The organism is Armatimonadota bacterium (genome assembly GCA_016125185.1).
Taxonomy (GTDB): Bacteria; Armatimonadota; Fimbriimonadia; order Fimbriimonadales; family Fimbriimonadaceae; genus Fimbriimonas.
The window spans coordinates 490,108-509,399 of record WGMG01000002.1 but is presented as its reverse complement, the minus strand read 5'-3'; the positions used below and the strand labels follow the sequence as shown (position 1 = coordinate 509,399).

Sequence of the window (19,292 nt, the reverse complement as noted above, 5' to 3'; positions counted from 1 at the left end):
GGCTCACGGCTCACGGCTCACGGCTCACGGCTCACGGCTCACGGCTCACGGCTCACGGCTCACGGCTCACGGCTCACGGCTCACGGCTCACGGCTCACGGCTCACGGCTCACGGCTCACGGCTCACGGCTCACGGCTCAGAAATCGCTGCTAGAATCGCCACCACCGCCAGAGTCACCGCCGCCTCCGAAATCGAAGCCGCCGCCACCAAAGTCGCCGCCGCCCCCTCCGAAGTCGAACCCACCTCCGCCGAAGTCGCCTCCGCCGCTATTGTTGTTATTGCCAAAGTCGAAGCCGGAGCCGCCGAAGTCGCCTCCTCCTCCGCCAAATCCGCCGTTGTTATTGTTGCTCTCGTAATAGTTGTTGGTGACGTAGGTGTTGCCGCCACCACCATAATATCCGCTGCCTCCGAAGAGGCCGCCGCCCCAGCCGTAGCCGTAGTGGGGCATGAACATATTCGACAGGGCGCTGATCCCGATCATCTGCCAGATGAAGTTGTTGGACCCGTAGTCGCGGTAGGGGTCGTAGCCCGGCACCGAATACCACGGCATGAATTGGCCGTTCGGGTTATACGTGCCGCGCATCTGCGGCATTCGCCCGGCCATCAGTTCGTCTCGCTCCTCGGGCGTGACCATGACGGTCTTGCGAGAGCCGCCGAAGTTCACCTCGATGGGCACCAAATTGTCGGACGGCTGGCTGGAGAAGTAGGAAACGCCCTTGACCGGCTCGAAGAGCGGCGCCTTCTGCTGGTCGATGATGGGCGGTATCGTGTAGGCGACGCCCGAGCCGCCGGTGAGATTATTGAGGTGCTCTTTCGCACTCTCGAAGTCCTGTAGGACGCTTTGGAAGGTGTAGTTGGCTTGGTCGAACTCCTGCGTCGTGTTGGCGCGTTGGAGCATCGAGAGAGCCTGATCGTAGTTCTCTCCCATGCGGGTGCGGTACTGGTTCAGGGCGTCGGCGTCCTGTCCGTCCTTCGACAGCAAACCATCGTACGAGTCGATATAGGCAAGAGCGTCGGTGGCCATACGCTTGCGGTCTTCAGCGGCTCTTCGCGACCGTCCGATGGCTCCCTTCTTGCCGAGCACGACGGCACCGACGATGAAGGCAATGGGTACCGCGCAACAGGCGAGGCCGAAAATCGGAGAGATTCCCGACGACGGCTCGGGGTCGGGAATCGGCGACGAATTCGGGCCCGGGCCTGAGTACAACATCTTAACCGAATCGGCTTTGGCCTTCACGGACTTTGCCAAATCAGTAATGGCGATGTTGATGTCGCGAGTATCTCGGTACTCCTGGGCGGCGGTGGTGCTCAGCGAAGACAGTTCGGAAGCGGAGAGCTTTTGGTTGTAGGCAGAAAGTCCTTTGGCGGTCAGGACGATCATGATGCCCCTGTTGCCAAGGTCCAGCTTGGAGTCCATCACGTATTTGGCAAACGCACCGCGCTGCTCTTGTCCATTCTTGTTCCACTTGGTGCCCAATTTGGGCACCGCCAGCAGACGCAGTTCGTACGGCTTGACCTGATCGGCGGCGGCGCGAACCTTCGCGGTGTCCACTTTCCCGTTGAACGAGGGGTGGACGAACGAGGTGCTCGTCTTGAGGTCGCGATACACCTGGTCGGGATCCTGAGCCTGCGCAAACGCAGCGAGAAGGATCAAAATGCCCGGAAGCAGGCCCTTCGATTTCATATTGTCATTATTTGTTACGGCCCGGTAGGAATGCCGGATGCAAGCAAAAACACGTTAAAAAATCCTGGCAATGTTGCAATAAGGACTTTTTTCGGCTAACCTATAACTTAATGCGATCTTCTCGCACGGCCAATAACGGCATCCTAACAGGGCAAATTAGCCTTCTAGGTCTTGTCGTCATTAGCCTCCTTCTAGGCCTTATTATTTTGTGCTAGAAACCGGGAAGATTCAAAACCAGACTTGAGAAGCCTTCCCGGAATCCGGGAAGGCTTTTTTTGTTGCTCGACAATGACGTCGAAATCCAGTCCAGCGTGGGGCTAGGAACAGATGATGAATCAGAGATCAGGAGCAAAGATCGTCATGGAGAGCTTGGTGCGCCAGGGAGTCGATACGTTATTCGGCTATCCCGGTGGAGTCGTGCTTCCCCTTTACGACGAAATGTTAAATTGGCCGCAAGTGAAGCACGTTCTCGTTCGGCACGAACAATGTGCGGCACATATGGCGGATGGATACGCGCGTTCGACCGGCAAGGTTGGCGTGTGTTTGGCGACCAGCGGACCAGGGGCTACCAACCTCGTCACCGGCATTGCAACGGCGATGATGGACAGCATTCCGATGGTGGCCCTGACCGGCAACGTGAATTCGTGGGCGATCGGTACCGACGCCTTTCAGGAAACGGATATCCAGGGCATCACGATTCCTATCACGAAGCACAACTACCTCGTGCAGAACGTCTCCGACCTCCCGCAGGTTTTGGAGGAAGCGTTCTATTTGGCGAACAGCGGCCGCAAAGGTCCGGTGCTCGTCGATATTCCCAAGGACGTCTTCATTGCGACGACCGATGCTCCGTTCCCGGACAAGGTTGGACGGCGTGGCTACCGACCGGCGGCCGACATCAATCCGCTGTCGTTCGAGCGTGCGGCTCGCCTGCTGAAGGAAGCCGAGCGACCGATCGTCATCGCCGGTGCCGGCGTCATTTGGTCGGATACGTCCGAAATCCTCCGCCAACTCGCCGAGAAGTGCGACCTTCCCGTTATCTCCACTCTGCTTGGACTCGGGAATGTCGACCGAAACGACTCGCGATCGCTGGGCATGATGGGCATGCACGGCGAATACACGGGTACTCGGGCGGTTCAGGAGGCCGACCTGATTATCGGTATCGGCATTCGGTGGGACGACCGCCTGACTGGTAAGGTCAGCGGCTTTGCGCCCAAGGCGAAGATCATTCACTTCGACATCGACTACAGCGAATTCAGCAAGATCGTGACGACGGAAGTCGTGGTCCCCGGCGACCTCTCGATCAGCCTGCCCGAGTTCTTGGCGAACGTCGCCCCGAAGAAGAACCCCGAATGGTGGGGCATGATTCGCGAGTGGCAACGAGCCAACCCGATCGTGATCCCAGACAGCAAGAAGTTTGTGGCGCGGCACGTGCTCGATAAGCTCAACGAGCTTTCGAACAGCGACGCGTACGTCAGCACCGATGTCGGCCAGCACCAGATGTGGACGGCGCAGGTTTACAAGTTCCGGCGACCGTACCAGATGATGACGAGCGGCGGCCTTGGCACGATGGGCTTCGGCTTCCCGGCGGCGATGGGCGCAGCGTTTGCGCATCCTGGCGAGGAAGTGTGGGCCGTCGTTGGCGACGGTGGTTTCCAGATGACTCTGCAGGAGCTTCAGACTGCAGTCGAAAACCACCTGGACATCAAAATCTGCCTCATCAACAACGGCTTCCTCGGCATGGTTCGACAGTGGCAGGAGCTGTTCTACGACAATCGCTACAGCCACGTGTCGATGGGCAACCCCGACTACGCCAAGCTGGCCGAAGCGTACGGCGTCACCTTCTTCCGATGCTCCTCGCGAGCCGAGGTCGAATCGACGATCGAAAAGGCGCGCGCGGCCAAGGGGCCGGTGCTGTGCGAATTCCTCGTCGAGATGGAAGAGAACGTCTTCCCGATGGTCGCCGCTGGCGCTTCGAATGACAACATTATCACCGACCCGGCTCTGAGCCAACCGGCGATGGCGGAGGCCACTCAGTGAGCACCCGACTGCACACGATCACCGCGCTCGTACACAACGAATCGGGCACGTTGAACCGCCTCTCGTCGCTGTTCCGCCGACGCATGTTCTCGCTGGCTAGCATGAACGCGGGCGACTGCGAACAGGACGGCCTCTCGCGGGTCACGATGGTGGTCCAAGGCGACGACCACGACCTTCGGCAGTGCGTCCGCCAGCTCGATAAGTGCATCGACGTGATCGAGGTTCAGGATCTGAACAGCAATCAGTCGGTCCAGCGCGAGTTGGCGTTCATCCAGGTGCAAGCCGACGTGGAGTCACGCCGCGCGATCCTGGACATCGCCCAGGTGATGCACTGCGAAGTGGTCCACCTGGAACCCAATAGCATCACTCTTCAAGTCACGGCTGAGCCCAGCCGAATCGACCAAGTCGTGGCCCTTCTCAATCCGATCGGGATCACGCAAATCGTCCGCAGCGGCCTTGTCGCGATTCGGGTGAGCAACTAAACCATGGCAACTATCTATTACACGCAAAACGTCGACACCGACCTCATCAAATCGCTCAAGGTAGCCATCATCGGCTACGGAAGCCAAGGCCACGCTCACGCGCTGAACCTGAAGGACAACGGCGCCGACGTGAAGGTCGCGCTGTACGAAGGGAGCAAGAGCTGGGCGAAGGCGGAGGCCGACGGGCTTGAGGTTCTGACCGTTGCGGACGCGACGAAGTGGGCCGATGTGCTGATGTTCTGCACCCCGGATGTGCCGATGGCGGCGATCTACAACGACCACGTTGCGCCGAACCTGCGGGACGGCCAGACGCTGTTGTTCGCACACGGATTCAACGTCCACTTTGGACGCATCACCCCGCCGGCGAACATCAACGTTGCCATGATCGCTCCGAAGGGCCCTGGCCACCGGCTCCGTGCCGAGTTCGTGAGCGGAAACGGCATGCCCGCGCTGATCGCTGTCTACCAAGACGCGACCGGCAAAGCGAAGCAGATCGCCCTCAGCTACGGTTGGGGAATCGGCTCGGCGGCGGCTGGAATCCTCGAAACGACGTTCAAGGAAGAGACCGAAACCGACCTGTTCGGTGAGCAAGCTGTGCTTTGCGGCGGCCTTTCGGCGCTGATCAAGGCTGGCTATGAGACGCTGGTGGAAGCCGGTTATCAGCCCGAGGCGGCGTACTTCGAGTGTCTGCACGAGACTAAGCTGATCGTCGATCTGCTGTACGAAGGCGGCCTCAACTACATGCGGTACAGTGTCAGCGACACCGCCGAGTGGGGCGACTATGTGGCCGGACCGAAGGTCATCAACGACCAAAGCAAGGCGGCGATGAAGGAGCTTTTGGCCGACATCCAGAGCGGCAAGTTTGCCGACGAATGGGTGAAGGAGAACGAGAACGGTCGTCCGAAGATGGACGCGATTCGGGCTTCGGAGCAGTCGCATTCGATCGAGGAAGTGGGCAAGAAGCTTCGCGGCATGATGCCGTTCATCAACGCGAAATAGGAAGGGGCTCGACTGACATGAGGGCTCTCATCAATCCCCCGGTTCGTTCCTCACCCTCCACTTCGTGGACCCTCTCTCCATTCGGAGAGGTCTCTGGATTTGGAATCCATAGAAGGGCCGGTGAACGAGGTGCGAGTGAACCGGGTGAGGCGACCGAGCGAAGTGAAGAAAAGCTCCTGATGAGGGACGCCCAAAGAAAGAAATGACCAATCCTGCGACACTGGATCATCTGACACCTGCCGAGTATCTGCAACGGATACGGTCGTCAGCCGTGTACAACGTCGCGATCAAATCTCCGCTGGAATGCGCTCCTGTGATCTCTCAGCGGACCGGTTGCGAGGTCTTCCTCAAGCGGGAAGATCTCCAGCCGGTGTTTAGTTTTAAGCTTCGCGGGGCTTACGCCGCGATGTCGCGACTATCGCCCGCCCAGCTTCGGCGAGGGGTGGTGGCGGCGAGCGCGGGCAACCATGCGCAAGGCGTGGCTCTTGCCGCGCGGCAACTCTCGTGTTCGGCCACCATCGTGGTGCCGGTCACCACGCCCGAGGTGAAGACCCGAGCCATCGAGGCGCTGGGGGCGACGCTGGTGAAGCATGGCGACACCTACGATGACGCCTATGCCCACGCTCGCGAACTGGAATCCGAGCATAACTTTGTTTTTGTCCACCCTTACGACGACCCCGACGTGATCGCGGGCCAGGGGACGATCGGATTGGAACTCGACGAACAGCTTCCCAAGGATTGCGAGGCCGTCTTTGTCGCCATTGGCGGTGGCGGACTGATCTCGGGGATTGCCCTCGCGCTCAAGCAGTTGAGGCCTGGAATCAAGGTCATTGGGGTTGAGCCGGAAGACTCGGACGCGATGTTCCTGTCCCTCCGAGCGGGCGAGCGCGTGATGCTCGACCGAGTGGGCATCTTTGCTGACGGCGTGGCCGTGAAGCAGGTCGGAGCCGAGACTTTTCGGATCGCGAAAGACTGGGTGGACGAGGTGATCGTGGTCACCAACGACGCGATCTGCGCCGCCGTCAAGGACGTTTTTGAAGATCGGCGGGCGGTTTTGGAGCCAGCGGGAGCGTTGGCGATCGCGGGCCTGAAGGAATTTGCCGAGCGAAACGGTTTGCAGGGTGCGAGGCTCGCGGCGGTGGCGTGCGGTGCGAATGTGAACTTCGACCGTCTGCGCCATATTTCGGAGAGGGCGGCTCTGGGCGAGCATTCCGAGGCGATTTTGGCTGTGCGCATTCCCGAGCGCCCGGGGAGTTTTCGCCAGCTTTGCGAGACCTTGGGCAACCGGAGCATCACCGAATTCAACTATCGGATGGGCGATGCCGACGACGCGATCATCTTCGTGGGCTTGCACACTAAGTCGGCAGGCGAGGTAGAGACGATCCTTGCTGAGCTGTCGGCGAAAGGGTTCGAGGCGTTCGATCTGACCACAAACGAGATCGCCAAGACGCACGTTCGGCACATGGTGGGCGGCAAGAGCGCGCACGCCACCGACGAGCGGCTATTTCACTTCGATTTTCCCGAGCGCCCGGGGGCTCTGCTGAACTTCCTGAATAGTCTTGGGCAGAGTTGGAACATCTCGATGTTCCACTATCGGAACCATGGCGCCGACAAGGGTCGAGTTCTGTGCGGAATCCAGGTCCCGGCGGCTACGGAAGACGACTTTCAGCGGTTCTTAACCCAACTTGGGTACGACTATTCGGAAGAGACGGAAAACTTGGCGTTGAGGCTATTCTTGTGACGAAAGGCTTTGAGATATCGTCGTGTTCCCCTCACCCGGTTCGCCGCTCAAAGCGGGTTGAACAACAAAATATGTTGAGCGGCTTACCGGCCTCTCCATCCGAAGAGGCACCTTTCGGCCGTCAATTTCCCAAGTGTTCTCGTACTCAAGGAGGCTTCCCGTTTCAGGACCTTTTGAGCCTGTCGCCTGGTGAACAAGGAACGAGATGAACCGGGTGAGGGGAGTCGCCTGAGCACAACGACATACGATTTAAAATACTATCCAAAACACGAACCATGAGCAAACCATTCGATCCCCGCCAAAAATCTCGAACCATCACCGAAGGCGCCGATAAGACGGCCAACCGAGCCATGCTCCGCGCCATGGGGCTGGGCGACAAGGACATGACCCAGTCGTGGGTCGGTGTCGCGACCGTGTGGAGCGAGAGCACGCCGTGCAACGTAAACCTGGACGCCCAGGGGATTCGGATCGCGGAGGAGGTTACCAAGCGGGGGGCGACAACCCGGCGATTTAACACGATTTCGGTCGCCGACGGCATCGCGATGGGGCATGAGGGCATGCGCGCCTCGCTGGTCAGCCGTGAAGTCATCGCCGACTCGGTGGAGTTGATGATGCGGGGCCACTGTTACGACGCGCTCGTCGGCGTGGCGGGGTGTGATAAGAGCTTGCCGGGCATGCTGATGGTGATGGCGCGGCTCGATGTGCCGTCGATCTTCCTCTACGGTGGAACGATCCTTCCTGGTCGATTGCATGGTAAGGATGTCACGATTCAGGACGCATTTGAAGCCGCAGGAGCTTATGCGGCCGGAACGATCGATTCAAAGGAACTCCACGCGGTGGAGTGCGCGGTTTGCCCCGGAGCGGGCGCGTGCGGCGGTCAGTACACTGCCAACACGATGGCCTGCGTTGCCGAGGCGCTAGGGATGGCGTTGCCGGGTTCCTCGAGCCCCCCCGCCGAGGACCCGGATGGCAAGCGCGACGAGTTTTTTGGCCGCATTGGCGATGCGATGATGAACCTGCTGGAGAATGGCATCCTGCCCAGCCAGATCATCACGCGCAAGTCGCTGGAGAACGCGGTGATGGTCGGCGCGGCGACGGGCGGATCGACGAACATCGCCTTGCACCTTCCGGCGATCGCCAACGAGCTTGGCATTTCTCTGACGTTGAAGGACATCCACGAGATCAGTCAGCGAACGCCGATCCTGGCCGACCTGCGACCGGGCGGCAAGTACGTGATGTTGGACCTGCATAAGGCGGGCGGCGTTCCGGCGGTGCTGAAGGCGCTGTTGGATGCCGGATGCCTGCATGGCGACTGTATGACGGTGACGGGTAAGACGATGGCTGAGAACCTGAAAGACGTGGTGGTCCCGACCGACCAACTCGTGGTTCGGACGAAGGACAACGCGGTCTCGCCAACCGGGGGCCTGGTGGCCGTTTTTGGCAATTTGGCGACCCAGGGCGGAGTGATCAAGACGGCGGGCGTGAAGAAGCTAGCGCATACTGGCCCGGCGAAGGTTTTCGATTCCGAGCAGGAGGCGATGGCGGCGGTCCAGGCGCGCAGGATTGAGAAGGGCGACGTTGTGGTGATTCGAAACGAAGGTCCGAAGGGCGGTCCGGGAATGCGCGAAATGCTTGGCGTGACGGCGGCGATCGTGGGTCAGGGCCTGGGCAACGACGTGGCTCTGCTGACCGATGGGCGGTTCAGCGGCGCGACCAAGGGGCTGATGGTCGGGCACGTGTGCCCCGAGGCGTCCGAAGGCGGCACGATTGCGCTGGTTCAGGATGGCGACTCGATCACGGTCGATGCCGAGAAGTTCGAGCTAACCGTGCATGTTTCGGATGAAGTGTTGGCCGAGCGGAAGAAGGATTGGAAACCTTTGGCGCCGCGGTATACGAAGGGCGCGTTGGCGAAGTTTGCTCGGACGGTCGGACCGGCGTGCGATGGTGCGGTGACGCACTAGCGGCGGCTATTAGCTTTTGTAATTCTTACCGAGGGAGTCACCGGCGAATGGTCGGTTCGCACTCCCCCGGTTCACTTTGTTCACCGGCCCCCTCCATCCGAAGGGCATTTGGGTTGTCGAACACCTTAGGTTTGGAAGCGTTATCGGGAGCCGTGGATGACCCTGGAAGGGTCACGGAACTTAGCGCGGGGTCGAAGACCCCGGGTATGGGCCATCACAAGCGTTGCGACCCCGGAGGGCGTCGCGGAAAACTACTCTTGTTCCTCCGCATGATATTCAAGGCCCGCCATCTTCAGCAACATTTCCCTTTCCTCTTCGAATGACATTGTGTGGTGATGTTCTCGTTGGTTGGCGATGTACTTAATGACTCCGGCCATCCGTTCGGGGCTGACCGAAAGCGCCGCATATCCGATCTGCCACTCAAAATCCGGGTTTGCCTCTCGAATCCATAAGGTCGAGCGCTTCTTGACCTCGCGAACTATGTCAGCGATGCAATGATTAGCCTTAAGTCCGACCAGGAGATGAATATGGTCCTCGATGCCCCCAATCTGAACCGGAACAACGCCGAGCTTGCGAATGATGCCGCCGACGTACGCGTGCGTTTGTTCGAGGGAATCGCGGTTAAGAAGCAAGTCTCGGCGCTTGGTGGCAAAGACGATGTGTGCATTCAGACTTAAATAAGTCGATGGCATGAGAAGTTCATGTTATCCGAGTTCTCCGCGACGCCCTCCGGGGTCGCTGTTGGTCAACGGCCTATTCCCGGGGTCTTCGATCCCGCGCTAAGTTCCGTGACCACTCCGTGGTCATAGATCGCCACGGTAACTATCAGGGAAGGCGTGACCGCCTGCTTCGCTCAAGTCACCCACGGATTACGGCCAAAACCCAAAACCAAAGGACTGACAACTAACGGCCAAAGGCTAAAATAGACCTTATGCTGGTCGCCGCCCTCGCATCCCTCATCACAATCGACAAAGACGAATGCCTGATGTTCGTCAGCCGGAACCTGGCCAAGGGCGACAGCAACTGGTACACCTACTACACGATTTCCGACGCCAAGGTCACCTTCAAGAAAGGCGACAAGTTCACGTACGACATCTTCCTTGACCCTCAGAATCCGGTGGCCAAGGGCGCGATCGACATCGACGTTGACTCCGGCGACCCGCTTCGCGACTCGAATGTGAACGACACCAGCGGACATCGAGCGCACGGCGATACGGTGCTCGACGAGGCAAAGGGTCACTGGCTCCACCGCGAGATTCCGCTGGACAAGCTGAGCGGCAAGACGTCGGTGGCGTGGAACCTCAACTTTGAAGGCGATCCATACGGACGCTACATGATGGTGGTCGACAACGTGAAGGTCACCCACCCGGACGGCACGGTGGACGTGATCTACGAAGGCGGACGACCGAAGGTCGCCAAGCTCGACACCGCCGCAGGCTATTCGAAGTTCCCAGCCTGGCGCATCGTGGACCGAGCGGATATTCAGCCCGGTAAAGACCTGGAACCGATCATCGCCGCGACGATGGAGCAGGCGTCGAAGAAGCAGGCGCTTGAAGCGATCGACCAAGAGCTTGGCATCGTCGAGAAGTACCTAAAGGATAAGCCGATGGACATCCACACTCGGCAGCACCTCGACCAGACGCGCCAGTACCTCGATGCGCTCTATGCCAGCGACAACGTGACGCCCCAGCAGATCGAGGCCGCGCTCCATATGACCAGCCAGGCGATGGAGCACGCCCACCCCGAAATGCAGAAGTACACCGGACACCTGGTGGGCCACGCGCACATCGACCTCCAGTGGCTGTGGGAGTGGCAAGAGGGCATCGTCGCGAGCCACGACACTTTCAATCAGGCGGTCAAGTTCATGGACGAGTTCCCGGGCTTCACATTCAGCCAGAGCTCATCGGTCATCTACAAAGCGGTGCAGGACGCCTACCCGGACCTGTTTAAGAAGGTCCAAGCGAAGGTGAAGAAGGGCCAATGGGAGATCGTCGGCGGACGCGTGTGCGAAGGCGATACGAACATGATTTCGCCCGAATCTCACGCCATGCAGTTCCTGTATGGCCAAACGTATTTCAAGGAGAATTTCGGCAAGACGGCGGTCGTGGGCTGGGAGCCAGACACCTTTGGCCACACCATCCAGATGCCGCAGATTTTGAAGATGGGCGGCTGTAAGTACTACTACTTCTGCCGAGGCGGAAAGGGCAAGCCGCTGTTTTGGTGGCAGGCGCTGGATGGCACCAAGGTGCTGGCTTTCGACGAACCGGCGAGCGGGTCTTGGTACAACAGCGATATCTCGTACAAGCAGTTCCAGGAGATGTTGGACTTCGAGAACAACACGGGTAGCAAGGACGCGCTGATGGTGTACGGCGTGGGCAACCACGGCGGCGGACCCAGCCGCGAAATGATCCAAGAGGCGATGAAGATGATGTCCAACAAGGACCTTCCGCCGATCAAGTTCAGCACCGCCACCCAGTTCTTCAAGAAGCTGGAAACGTATGACCTGAAGAAGATTCCCGTCATCAACGAAGAGCTGAACCCGGTATTCGACGGATGCTACACCACACACAGCGAGGTCAAACAGCTCAACCGAGAGGCCGAGAACACGACGGCGACGGCCGAGGCGGTAGCGGTCATGGCGAATCAGTTCGGCTTTGCCTACCCTCATGCACAGTTCCGCAAATCGTGGGAAGATATCTGCTTCAACCACCACCACGATACGCTCCCGGGTAGCGGCATCCACGCGCCGTACGAGAACACGAAGGTGACGCTCGGACGCGCGATCGCCGACAGCAATGAGACGATCACGAAGGCGATGGAGCTTCTTTCGCTCCGGGTCACACCGAAGACGGGAGGTATGAGCTTCGTCGTCGCCAACCCGCTGGGTTGGAAGCGAAGCGGCTGGGTCGAGACGCTGGCGGTGCCGAGCGGCTGGAACGGGCAGAACATGGACCTCGATCAACTCGTCGCGTACGGACCCGATGGAACCTCTTATCCGGTCGAAGTGCTCGACCGAATCACGCATCGAATCCGATTCTATGCGGGCGACGTGCCGAGCTTCGGCTACAAAGTCTTCCAGGTGAAAAACGGATTGCCCGACACCATGAAGACGGTCAATCTGAGTGGTGAAGACGTCCTAGGCGATGGCCTGCATGCCAAGATCGATGGGGTTCATGGTGGCTTTAGCGAGTTGACTTTCCGCGGGAAGACTTTTAAGAATGTTGGTCAACTCCGGTTGGACTACGAACGACCGGGAGGCATGACGGCGTGGGTGATTCAGGGCATCGCTAAGTCTGAAACTTGGAAACCAGAACGGTATGAAGTTACCAAGCATAAAGACGGACTCGACGTGACCATGTACTATGCGATGGACAGCGTGAATCGTCCTGGAACGGCCACCACTGTAATTCAAAAGTTCGCTTTTCGCGATGGTGCGACCGAGATTCCAGTGACCGTCGATTGCGATTGGCACAACGTCGGTAGTTCGAGCACCGATAACCCAATGCTACGAGTGGCGTTCGATGTCGAGGGCGATAGCCCGAAGGCCGAATACGACGTGCCGTTCGGGTACCTGGAGCGACCGGCCGACGGCAAAGAGTATCCGGCGCTGAAGTGGGGGGCTCTGGGCGATCTCGCCATCTTGAACGATTGCAAGTACGGCTATGAAGCGACCGGCAACACGCTGACGATGACCTTGATCCGAAGCAGTTACGAACCCGATCCCGAGCCGAACCCCGGCCACCACACCTGGCATTACTCGATTCGTCCGAAGGGCGACGATGAGACATGGGCCGACGTGACGCGGGCCGGTTACGACCTTAACCAGCCTCTGCTGTGTGCGACGGTGCCTTTCGATGCCAAAGGCGCGGCTCCGCTGGAGTGGAGCGCGTTGTCGATGGACGATCCGTCGGCGATCTCGTACGGCCTGAAGCTGGCGGAAGGCTCGAACGACCCGATCGCCCGGCTTTATAGCTGTGGACCGGATGCGACCAAACTCGGGGTGCAGACGGTGTTCAGCGGTAAGAAGGTGAACGAGGTCAACTTCCTGGAAGACCGATTGAACGCCTTTAACCCCGTCCTGCGCGGATTTGAAATTAAGTCAATCCGCTGGTCGAAGTAAAGCGCGCGACGTCGAGAAAGGAAAGGTCATCTTCGAATTCCACCGTGGAATCGAGGATGACCCTGCCAATGATCGAACCAAATTTGAATCCGTGACCGCTAAACCCGCACGCAACGGTCAGGCCAGGCTCTAGTTCACCGATGATGAAGTGTCCATCTGGCGAGGAGTCATAGTCACAAGTGCGGCGATGGCATACAGACTTTGAGAGCGTGGGCAAAAACCTCTGGGTAAGTTCGCACAAACCACGTTCTTGCTGCGAGAGGGATTCACTCGAAAAGCGGTGATGCCCTCCAACCTTGACACCGGGCACATCGTCCACTGCCGGGAACCCGTAGAGCATTTCCTCTTCTTCGTTCATAATGCCAAAGCCAGGCAGTCCGGTCCAGTCGGGCGAATCGAACCATGCCACCAAATGGGGTTCACGGTCTACATACCGGCGAAGGGAAGGGATTAGGTCGACGGTTGCCGCTCCAGCGGCGACGATCAGCCGATCGCAGAAGTAAAGGCCGTTGGCAGTTGAAACCTCCCAGCGATGACCAATCGGAGAAATGGAGAACGCTTGATCGACGATCACTTGGACGCCGAGCCGTTCAGCCTTCGCGGCCATGGCGCGGGTGGCCTTTGCGGCGCGAATATAGCCGCCATCGGCCTCCAAAAAGCCGACGTACTCCTTGGGCAAGTCGAACTGGGGATAGCGCGAACGGACCTCGGCGGAGGTCAGAAGTTCATATTGGATTTCGTGCTCTAGGGCGCTTTCCAGCGACCCGGTGACGAGCACGCTGTCGGCGGGGCCGGCATAGAGTCCACCGACCGGAACATAGAGGTCCTCGTCAAGGCTCCGCCAAGCCTCGATCGCCTCGCGGAGAAGCGGCACGTAGGAAGCATGTTCGAAATAGCTGAGACGAAACAAACGGAGCCCATCGCCGCTGGCACTGAGCGGATTAGCGACTCCGTGGGCGTCGATGCAGGCGACCTGATTGGGCAGATTGTAGGCGGCTTCGACGGCGGTCGAGAGGCCCACGATTCCCGATCCGATGACGATTGTTTCGAATTCGCTAAATTGCATCGGTCAGTTGACCATACCCCTCGCATCCGGGCAAATGGTCAACGAGATATAATTGACTTAATCTCTCCCGGATAACGTAGTCCATGCCCTATCACATCAGCGATTTGTCGGCCGCCGAAAGTGTCGCCATCTTTCGAGCCCTAGCCTCGGAGTCCCGGGCGCGAATCATGGAAATGCTGGGCGAAAGGGACATGAACATCAACGAGCTCAGCGTCGCGCTGGGCCTAGCTCAGCCGAGCATCACCAAGCATATCCAGATTCTCGAAGAGGCCGGATTGGTCATCAGCGACTACCTGAGTGGCGCGCAAGGCATGCAGAAGCGGTGCCGAAAAGTGCACGACCGACTCATTGTAGATATGAGCGGCAAGGCGAAGGAAAAGGACTACGTCATCGAGATCGAGGTGCCAGTTGGGATGTACACCAAGGCCGAAGTCGTGCCGACGTGCGGCCTCGCGACCCGCGACCGTTTGGTCGGCGTCATCGATGACCCCTTGGCGTTTTCTTTCCCTGATCGGGCTCGCGCCGAAATTCTATGGTCCGGCGGCGGCTTTGTCGAGTACAAGTTCCCGAACTCGTTGCCGGTGACGAGCTTCATCGAGTCAATCGAGTTCATCGCCGAGGTGGCTTCGGAAGCGCCGGGCTACGCGAACGACTATCCGTCGGACATCACCATCTGGATCAACGATGTGGAGGTCGGGACCTGGATTTCGCCCGGTGACCCAGGTGGCGAAAAGGGTCGATTGAACCCGTCTTGGTGGGCCGACTACATGAACCAGCACGGCTTCCTGAAGGCGTGGCGGATCAACAACGAAGGAACCTACGTCGATGACCAAAAGCTTTCGAACGTGTCGATCGCCGATCTGAATGTTCAACCGTGGCAGGCGACCCGGATTCGAATTGGTATCAAGCCGGAAGACGCCAACCAGGGCGGCTTTACGCTTTTCGGCAAAGGGTTCGGCTCGTTTGAACAGGATTTGCTTCTGCGAATTCATCACTCCACGCGAGGCGGGGATTTGCCTGAGAACGTGAAGAAGCCTCCGGCGAAATGAGCCTCACGAGGCTTCAGCGGCTTTGTCGATTTCCCGCATAGCCTTCGGCTATACGGGCCACTAGAGTCACGGAATAGCTGTGCTCTGATCTCCGTCTTCTGATTCCTGTAAAAATCGACATACTTATTCCCGATTAGCTATGATGTATCGTATAATCGGGAGACGCTTCATTGTAGGTCAATGATGAACTCTACAGGTCATGCTCATCGCTGCGCTTGCCATTCACGCTATCGCCACGGGGTTGCCCATGCAACGCCCCGACGATAATTGGTCGATTTTTCCGGGGGACGGCGCGTACGCCGAGCACTCGGAGAACACTCACGACCCGATGATCATCGATCTGGGCGGGCAGGTTTTCTGCCTCAGTACCAGCGGAAACGGCTTCGGCGTGATGAAGTCCACCAAAGACTTCAAGACGTGGAAGGTCTGGGGGCCGATCATCCCCGAAGCGCCGGACTGGCTGAAAAAGCTGATTCCCGAGCATCGTTCTATCTGGGCACCGGACGCGGTTCAGGTGGGCAAGTCAGTCTGCGTTTACTACTGCGCCAGTCGGTATTTTGGTGGCAATGACTCGGTCATCGGCTTCCTGCAAAACGACCACTTCGACCCGGAAAAGCCGCACGACGGCTGGGTCGATCACGGCAAAGTCATCGAAAGCTCGAAGGCGAACGGCGATCACTACAACTGCATCGATCCCGACGTCAAGATTGACGAAGCGGGGCGGCACTGGCTGTACTTCGGTTCGTATTATTCGGGCCTTTACGTGGTTGAACTCGACCCCGAAACGGGCAAGATCAAGGACGGCGCGAAGCCTGCTCCGGTGGCGAACAACAAATCGAGCCGAGAGAACGCGCTCGAGGGAGCCGCGCAATGCTACCGCGACGGCTACTACTATCTGTTTGTGTCGTACGGTCTTGCGGCCCAAGGCGTACGCAGTACCTATCAGATCATGGTCGGGCGGTCAAAGACTCCCGACGGACCCTTTGTGGACGCCAATGGCACCACGATGACGGACGGCGGGCACGTCAACTTTCTCAAGACCTCGCCGCCGATGTTCTCGCCAGGGCACTGCGAAATCCTGCACCATAGCGACGGCCGCTGGCTGATGAGCTACCACTATTATGACGGTCGCCGGTTCTGGGTGGGCGACAAGTGGGGCTTGCCACGCCTCCAGGTGCGCGAGGTTCTATGGTCGAAGGACGGCTGGCCGTTGCCCGGTCTGCCGGTGGAATACCTGAATACCATTCACTTAAAGGAGCAGAAGTCGATGGTGGGCAAGTGGATCCACCAAGCCGACTTTACCGATGCCGACGAAGTGGAGTTCCGCGCCGACGGGACGATCAAGACCTCTCGCGAAGACGGAAAGTGGTCTTTGGACGGGAAAATGCTCACCCTGCGGTGGCCTAAGTTCAATTCTCCGGGCGAATACTGGACAGATGCGGTCCAACTGGAATATAAGGGGAATTACTACGTCGGGAGGAACCAGCAGGGAATGGTCATCCGCGGCGTGCGGAGCGACCTAAAGTGAGCACGAAAGCATCTTTAATTCTGTTGGTGGCCATCTGCGTCGTCCTCGGCTTCCTCCGGGGCGATTTTTTGTGCGGAACGTCGCTTTCGCATAAGACGGAAATCAGTTTTTGGAACGGCTTCACCGGGCCGGACGGCGTGGTCATGCTCCGTATGATCCGCGAGTTCAACCAGGAGAACCCGGACGTGGAGGTCACGATGCAGCGCATCCCATGGGCTCTGTACTACAACAAAGTCATGGTTTCCGGGCTCGATGGCCGCGGGCCAGAGGTATTCGTGGTCCACGCCAGCGCCTTGACGCGCATGCACCGCGCGGGTGTCCTGGCCGACGAAACGTCGCTGTTTGAGGGGCCCGACGCGATCCCCGCGAACGACTTCGACCCGTACGTTCTGGATCAGACGATTTTCGACGGGAAGCACTTTTCGGTACCGCTGGATATCCACCCGCAGGGCATGTACTGCAACGCGGACATGCTAAAGAAGATCGGAATGGTGAACCCGGACGGCTCTGCGCGGCCGCCGCAGACCAAGGAAGAATTCCTTCGGGCGGCGCATGCGATGATGAATCCGCCGAACAGCGAGCACCCCGACACCTACGGCTTCGCCCTCACGGCTTGGCAAAACAACTTCATGTCGCTCCTGCCGCAGTTCGATGGTCGGTTCCTCGACGAGAATGGGAAGTGTGACCTCAACAACCCAAATAACGTCAAGGCGCTGGAGTTTTTGGGCTCGCTTCACGACAAGGAGAAGCTCATTCCTCCGCCCGATAACCAGCTTGGCTGGGTGGGCTTCCGCCAGCAAAAAGTCGGCATGGTTTGGGAAGGCGTTTACATGCTTGGCGACCTGCTTCGGCTGGAAGGCATGAACTACGTCGGCGCACCGATACCCACCATCGGCAACCACCCGGGAACGCTGGCCGACTCGCACACGCTTTGCATTCGTCCGAACCTGAACCCGAAACAGCGCGAAGCGGTCGAGCGATTCATCCGATTCCTTTCTAAGAACAGCATCAAGTGGGCGGCAGCGGGCCAGGTTCCGGCGCGGCTGAGCGTGCGCAATACACCGGAGTTCAAGTCGATGCAGGTGCAGTACGCGTTCTCCAAGCAGATTCCGTACATGAAGTACATGCCCAGGATCACGACGCTATTCGAGATGGGTGTCGAAATCAACCTGGCTGTCGAGAAGGTGATTCGCGGACGGACGACAGCCAAGGAAGCTCTCGACATTGCCAACGCCAACTCCCAAAAGGCGATGGACCGGGATGAAGCGACCGAGAGGCGAGCGCGGGAGTTGCGCCAAGGGGTGCAACAGTGACCTACAAGAAGCAGACGGCGCGGACGGGCTACCTGTTTTTGGTGCCGTACGGGGCGGCATTCTTCGTATTTTTGGCCTTGCCGATCATCGTCGCCGGGGTGCTTTCGGTCATGCAGTTCGACCTGACGTCGAAGGAGACCACGCGGTTTATCGGTGCCCAGAACTACAAGGAAATGTTCGGCGACACCTACTTTTGGCAGGCGTTGGTAGCGACGACACGCTACGTCGTTTGGATGGTGCCGTGCGCGGTGATCACTTCTCTGGCCATCGCCCTTGGGTTGAACGCGATGTCGAAGGGGCGAAACATGATTCGCGCGTTGATTTTCCTACCCGGCATGTTCACGATTGCGGTGACGGCGATCATCTGGCAATGGTTCTACAACCTCGAGTTCGGCTTCTTCAACTATGTTCTGAAGCAACTTCACCATGACCCGATTCCGTGGCTCTCAGACAAGGCGCTGGCGATGCCGAGCATCGCGATGATGGCGCTTTGGTGGACGGCGGGCGGAACCTCGATCATCATCTTGACTTCGCTCCAACAGATTCCGAAGATGTACTTCGAGGCGGCGGCGCTCGACGGTGCGGGCGTTTGGCAACTGTTCCGGCACGTCACTTTTCCGCTCCTAAAGCCAGTGTTGTTGTTCGTAGTCTTGACGAGCACGATTGCCGCGTTCCAGATGTTCCCGCAGGCGTCCTTGCTGACGAACGGCGGACCGGAGCTTTCGACTCGCGGCGTGGTGCAGTACATCTATGAGACGGCGTTCCAGAACTACCGATTGGGTTACGCGGCGTCGATCAGTTGGGTGCTTGCGGCCATCACGATGGTGTTCGGTTTGATCCAATTTGCGCTGATGCGGAGGAACGCTCATGCGTAACCAAAGTTATTTGCCTGATGCGCTGGGGCGGGGTTTTACAACGGTTGCGAGGTTCGCCTCACCCGGTTCGCCAAAGCAGGAGTGGTCGCAGAAAGTCGATCCTTGCTGGCTCACCGACCTCTCCATCCGGAGAGGTATCCGTGTCGATGCATTCATGATCTGCCCTCGTCAACGCGACATTAGAACAGATTTTGCACCCTCATGCCAAAGACCTCTCGACGCCTTATGCGAACCCAAGGTGCCTCTCCAGATGGAGAGAGGGTTCACGAAGTGGAGGGTGAGGTACGAACCGGGTAGGTCGCCTGGTCAGAGCCGACAGATAGATAGAGTCCTGGAGAATCCCATACGACACGGTTCTGTCAGGCCGATGGAAGCGGGTTTCGATGCTGAGATGGTAGGAACTGGGATACCTCTCCGGATGGAGAGGTCGGTGAGGT

Annotated in this window: 12 protein-coding genes and 1 pseudogene; 11 read left to right on the top strand and 2 right to left on the bottom strand. The window is 58.8% G+C overall.

Features of this window, described 5'->3' with window-relative positions; all coding sequences use genetic code 11:
• Nucleotides 1-149 precede the first annotated feature (149 nt).
• The 6 genes and pseudogenes from GC165_05385 to ilvD all read left to right on the top strand — a co-directional run bounded on the left by GC165_05385 (nt 150) and on the right by ilvD (nt 8,904).
• Nucleotides 150-392: pseudogene (locus tag GC165_05385) on the top strand (hypothetical protein).
• A 1,622-nt stretch (nt 393-2,014) separates the two neighbouring features.
• Nucleotides 2,015-3,721: a biosynthetic-type acetolactate synthase large subunit gene (gene ilvB, locus GC165_05380; protein MBI1332292.1), complete on the top strand. Its 1,707-nt coding sequence runs from the start codon at nt 2,015-2,017 to the stop codon at nt 3,719-3,721.
• Nucleotides 3,718-4,203, top strand: coding sequence for an acetolactate synthase small subunit (gene ilvN, locus GC165_05375; GenBank protein MBI1332291.1), 486 nt, complete (start codon nt 3,718-3,720; stop codon nt 4,201-4,203). The genes ilvB and ilvN overlap by 4 nt, the downstream gene beginning before the upstream one ends.
• A gap of 3 nt (nt 4,204-4,206) precedes the next feature.
• The gene (gene ilvC, locus GC165_05370; GenBank protein ID MBI1332290.1) at nt 4,207-5,202 is read left to right on the top strand and encodes a ketol-acid reductoisomerase; all 996 of its coding nucleotides are present in this window, start codon (nt 4,207-4,209) and stop codon (nt 5,200-5,202) included.
• Nucleotides 5,203-5,404: 202 nt separating this feature from the next.
• A complete protein-coding gene (ilvA, locus tag GC165_05365) occupies nt 5,405-6,943 on the top strand; it encodes a threonine ammonia-lyase, biosynthetic (protein ID MBI1332289.1) in 1,539 nt (512 codons plus the stop codon).
• A gap of 275 nt (nt 6,944-7,218) precedes the next feature.
• Entirely contained in the window at nt 7,219-8,904 is a 1,686-nt protein-coding gene (ilvD, locus tag GC165_05360) for a dihydroxy-acid dehydratase (protein ID MBI1332288.1), read from the top strand.
• Between the two features lie 251 nt (nt 8,905-9,155).
• Here the strand turns inward: ilvD and tnpA are convergent, their stop codons facing one another.
• Nucleotides 9,156-9,596 (bottom strand): IS200/IS605 family transposase, encoded by a 441-nt coding sequence (gene tnpA / locus GC165_05355; protein ID MBI1332287.1) that lies wholly within the window; start codon nt 9,594-9,596, stop codon nt 9,156-9,158.
• Between the two features lie 239 nt (nt 9,597-9,835).
• Here tnpA and GC165_05350 point away from each other — a divergent pair, with 239 nt between their 5' ends.
• Nucleotides 9,836-13,024: a hypothetical protein gene (locus GC165_05350; GenBank protein ID MBI1332286.1), complete on the top strand. Its 3,189-nt coding sequence runs from the start codon at nt 9,836-9,838 to the stop codon at nt 13,022-13,024.
• Here the strand turns inward: GC165_05350 and GC165_05345 are convergent.
• Entirely contained in the window at nt 12,999-14,090 is a 1,092-nt protein-coding gene (locus GC165_05345; GenBank protein ID MBI1332285.1) for an FAD-dependent oxidoreductase, read from the bottom strand. The two genes, GC165_05350 and GC165_05345, sit on opposite strands and share 26 nt — an antisense overlap.
• Nucleotides 14,091-14,173: 83 nt before the next feature.
• Here GC165_05345 and GC165_05340 point away from each other — a divergent pair, with 83 nt between their 5' ends.
• The 4 genes from GC165_05340 to GC165_05325 all read left to right on the top strand — a co-directional run bounded on the left by GC165_05340 (nt 14,174) and on the right by GC165_05325 (nt 18,855).
• A complete protein-coding gene (locus GC165_05340) occupies nt 14,174-15,139 on the top strand; it encodes a helix-turn-helix domain-containing protein (protein MBI1332284.1) in 966 nt (321 codons plus the stop codon).
• A gap of 199 nt (nt 15,140-15,338) precedes the next feature.
• Entirely contained in the window at nt 15,339-16,667 is a 1,329-nt protein-coding gene (locus GC165_05335; GenBank protein MBI1332283.1) for a family 43 glycosylhydrolase, read from the top strand.
• Nucleotides 16,664-17,980 (top strand): extracellular solute-binding protein, encoded by a 1,317-nt coding sequence (locus GC165_05330; protein MBI1332282.1) that lies wholly within the window; start codon nt 16,664-16,666, stop codon nt 17,978-17,980. Before GC165_05335 ends, GC165_05330 begins: the two co-directional genes overlap by 4 nt.
• Complete coding sequence (locus GC165_05325) at nt 17,977-18,855, top strand: ABC transporter permease subunit (protein ID MBI1332281.1); 879 nt, start codon at nt 17,977-17,979, stop codon at nt 18,853-18,855. Before GC165_05330 ends, GC165_05325 begins: the two co-directional genes overlap by 4 nt.
• Nucleotides 18,856-19,292 lie beyond the last annotated feature (437 nt).

Excerpts from the sequence above, each read along its gene's own strand:
- ilvB (MBI1332292.1), top strand. The coding sequence starts at position 2,015 with ATGAATCAGAGATCAGGAGCAAAGATCGTCATGGAGAGCTTGGTGCGC.
- ilvC (MBI1332290.1), top strand. The coding sequence starts at position 4,207 with ATGGCAACTATCTATTACACGCAAAACGTCGACACCGACCTCATCAAA.
- ilvA (MBI1332289.1), top strand. The coding sequence starts at position 5,405 with ATGACCAATCCTGCGACACTGGATCATCTGACACCTGCCGAGTATCTG.
- ilvD (MBI1332288.1), top strand. The coding sequence starts at position 7,219 with ATGAGCAAACCATTCGATCCCCGCCAAAAATCTCGAACCATCACCGAA.
- tnpA (MBI1332287.1), bottom strand. The coding sequence starts at position 9,596 with ATGCCATCGACTTATTTAAGTCTGAATGCACACATCGTCTTTGCCACC.
- GC165_05350 (MBI1332286.1), top strand. The coding sequence starts at position 9,836 with ATGCTGGTCGCCGCCCTCGCATCCCTCATCACAATCGACAAAGACGAA.
- GC165_05345 (MBI1332285.1), bottom strand. The coding sequence starts at position 14,090 with ATGCAATTTAGCGAATTCGAAACAATCGTCATCGGATCGGGAATCGTG.
- GC165_05340 (MBI1332284.1), top strand. The coding sequence starts at position 14,174 with ATGCCCTATCACATCAGCGATTTGTCGGCCGCCGAAAGTGTCGCCATC.
- GC165_05335 (MBI1332283.1), top strand. The coding sequence starts at position 15,339 with ATGCTCATCGCTGCGCTTGCCATTCACGCTATCGCCACGGGGTTGCCC.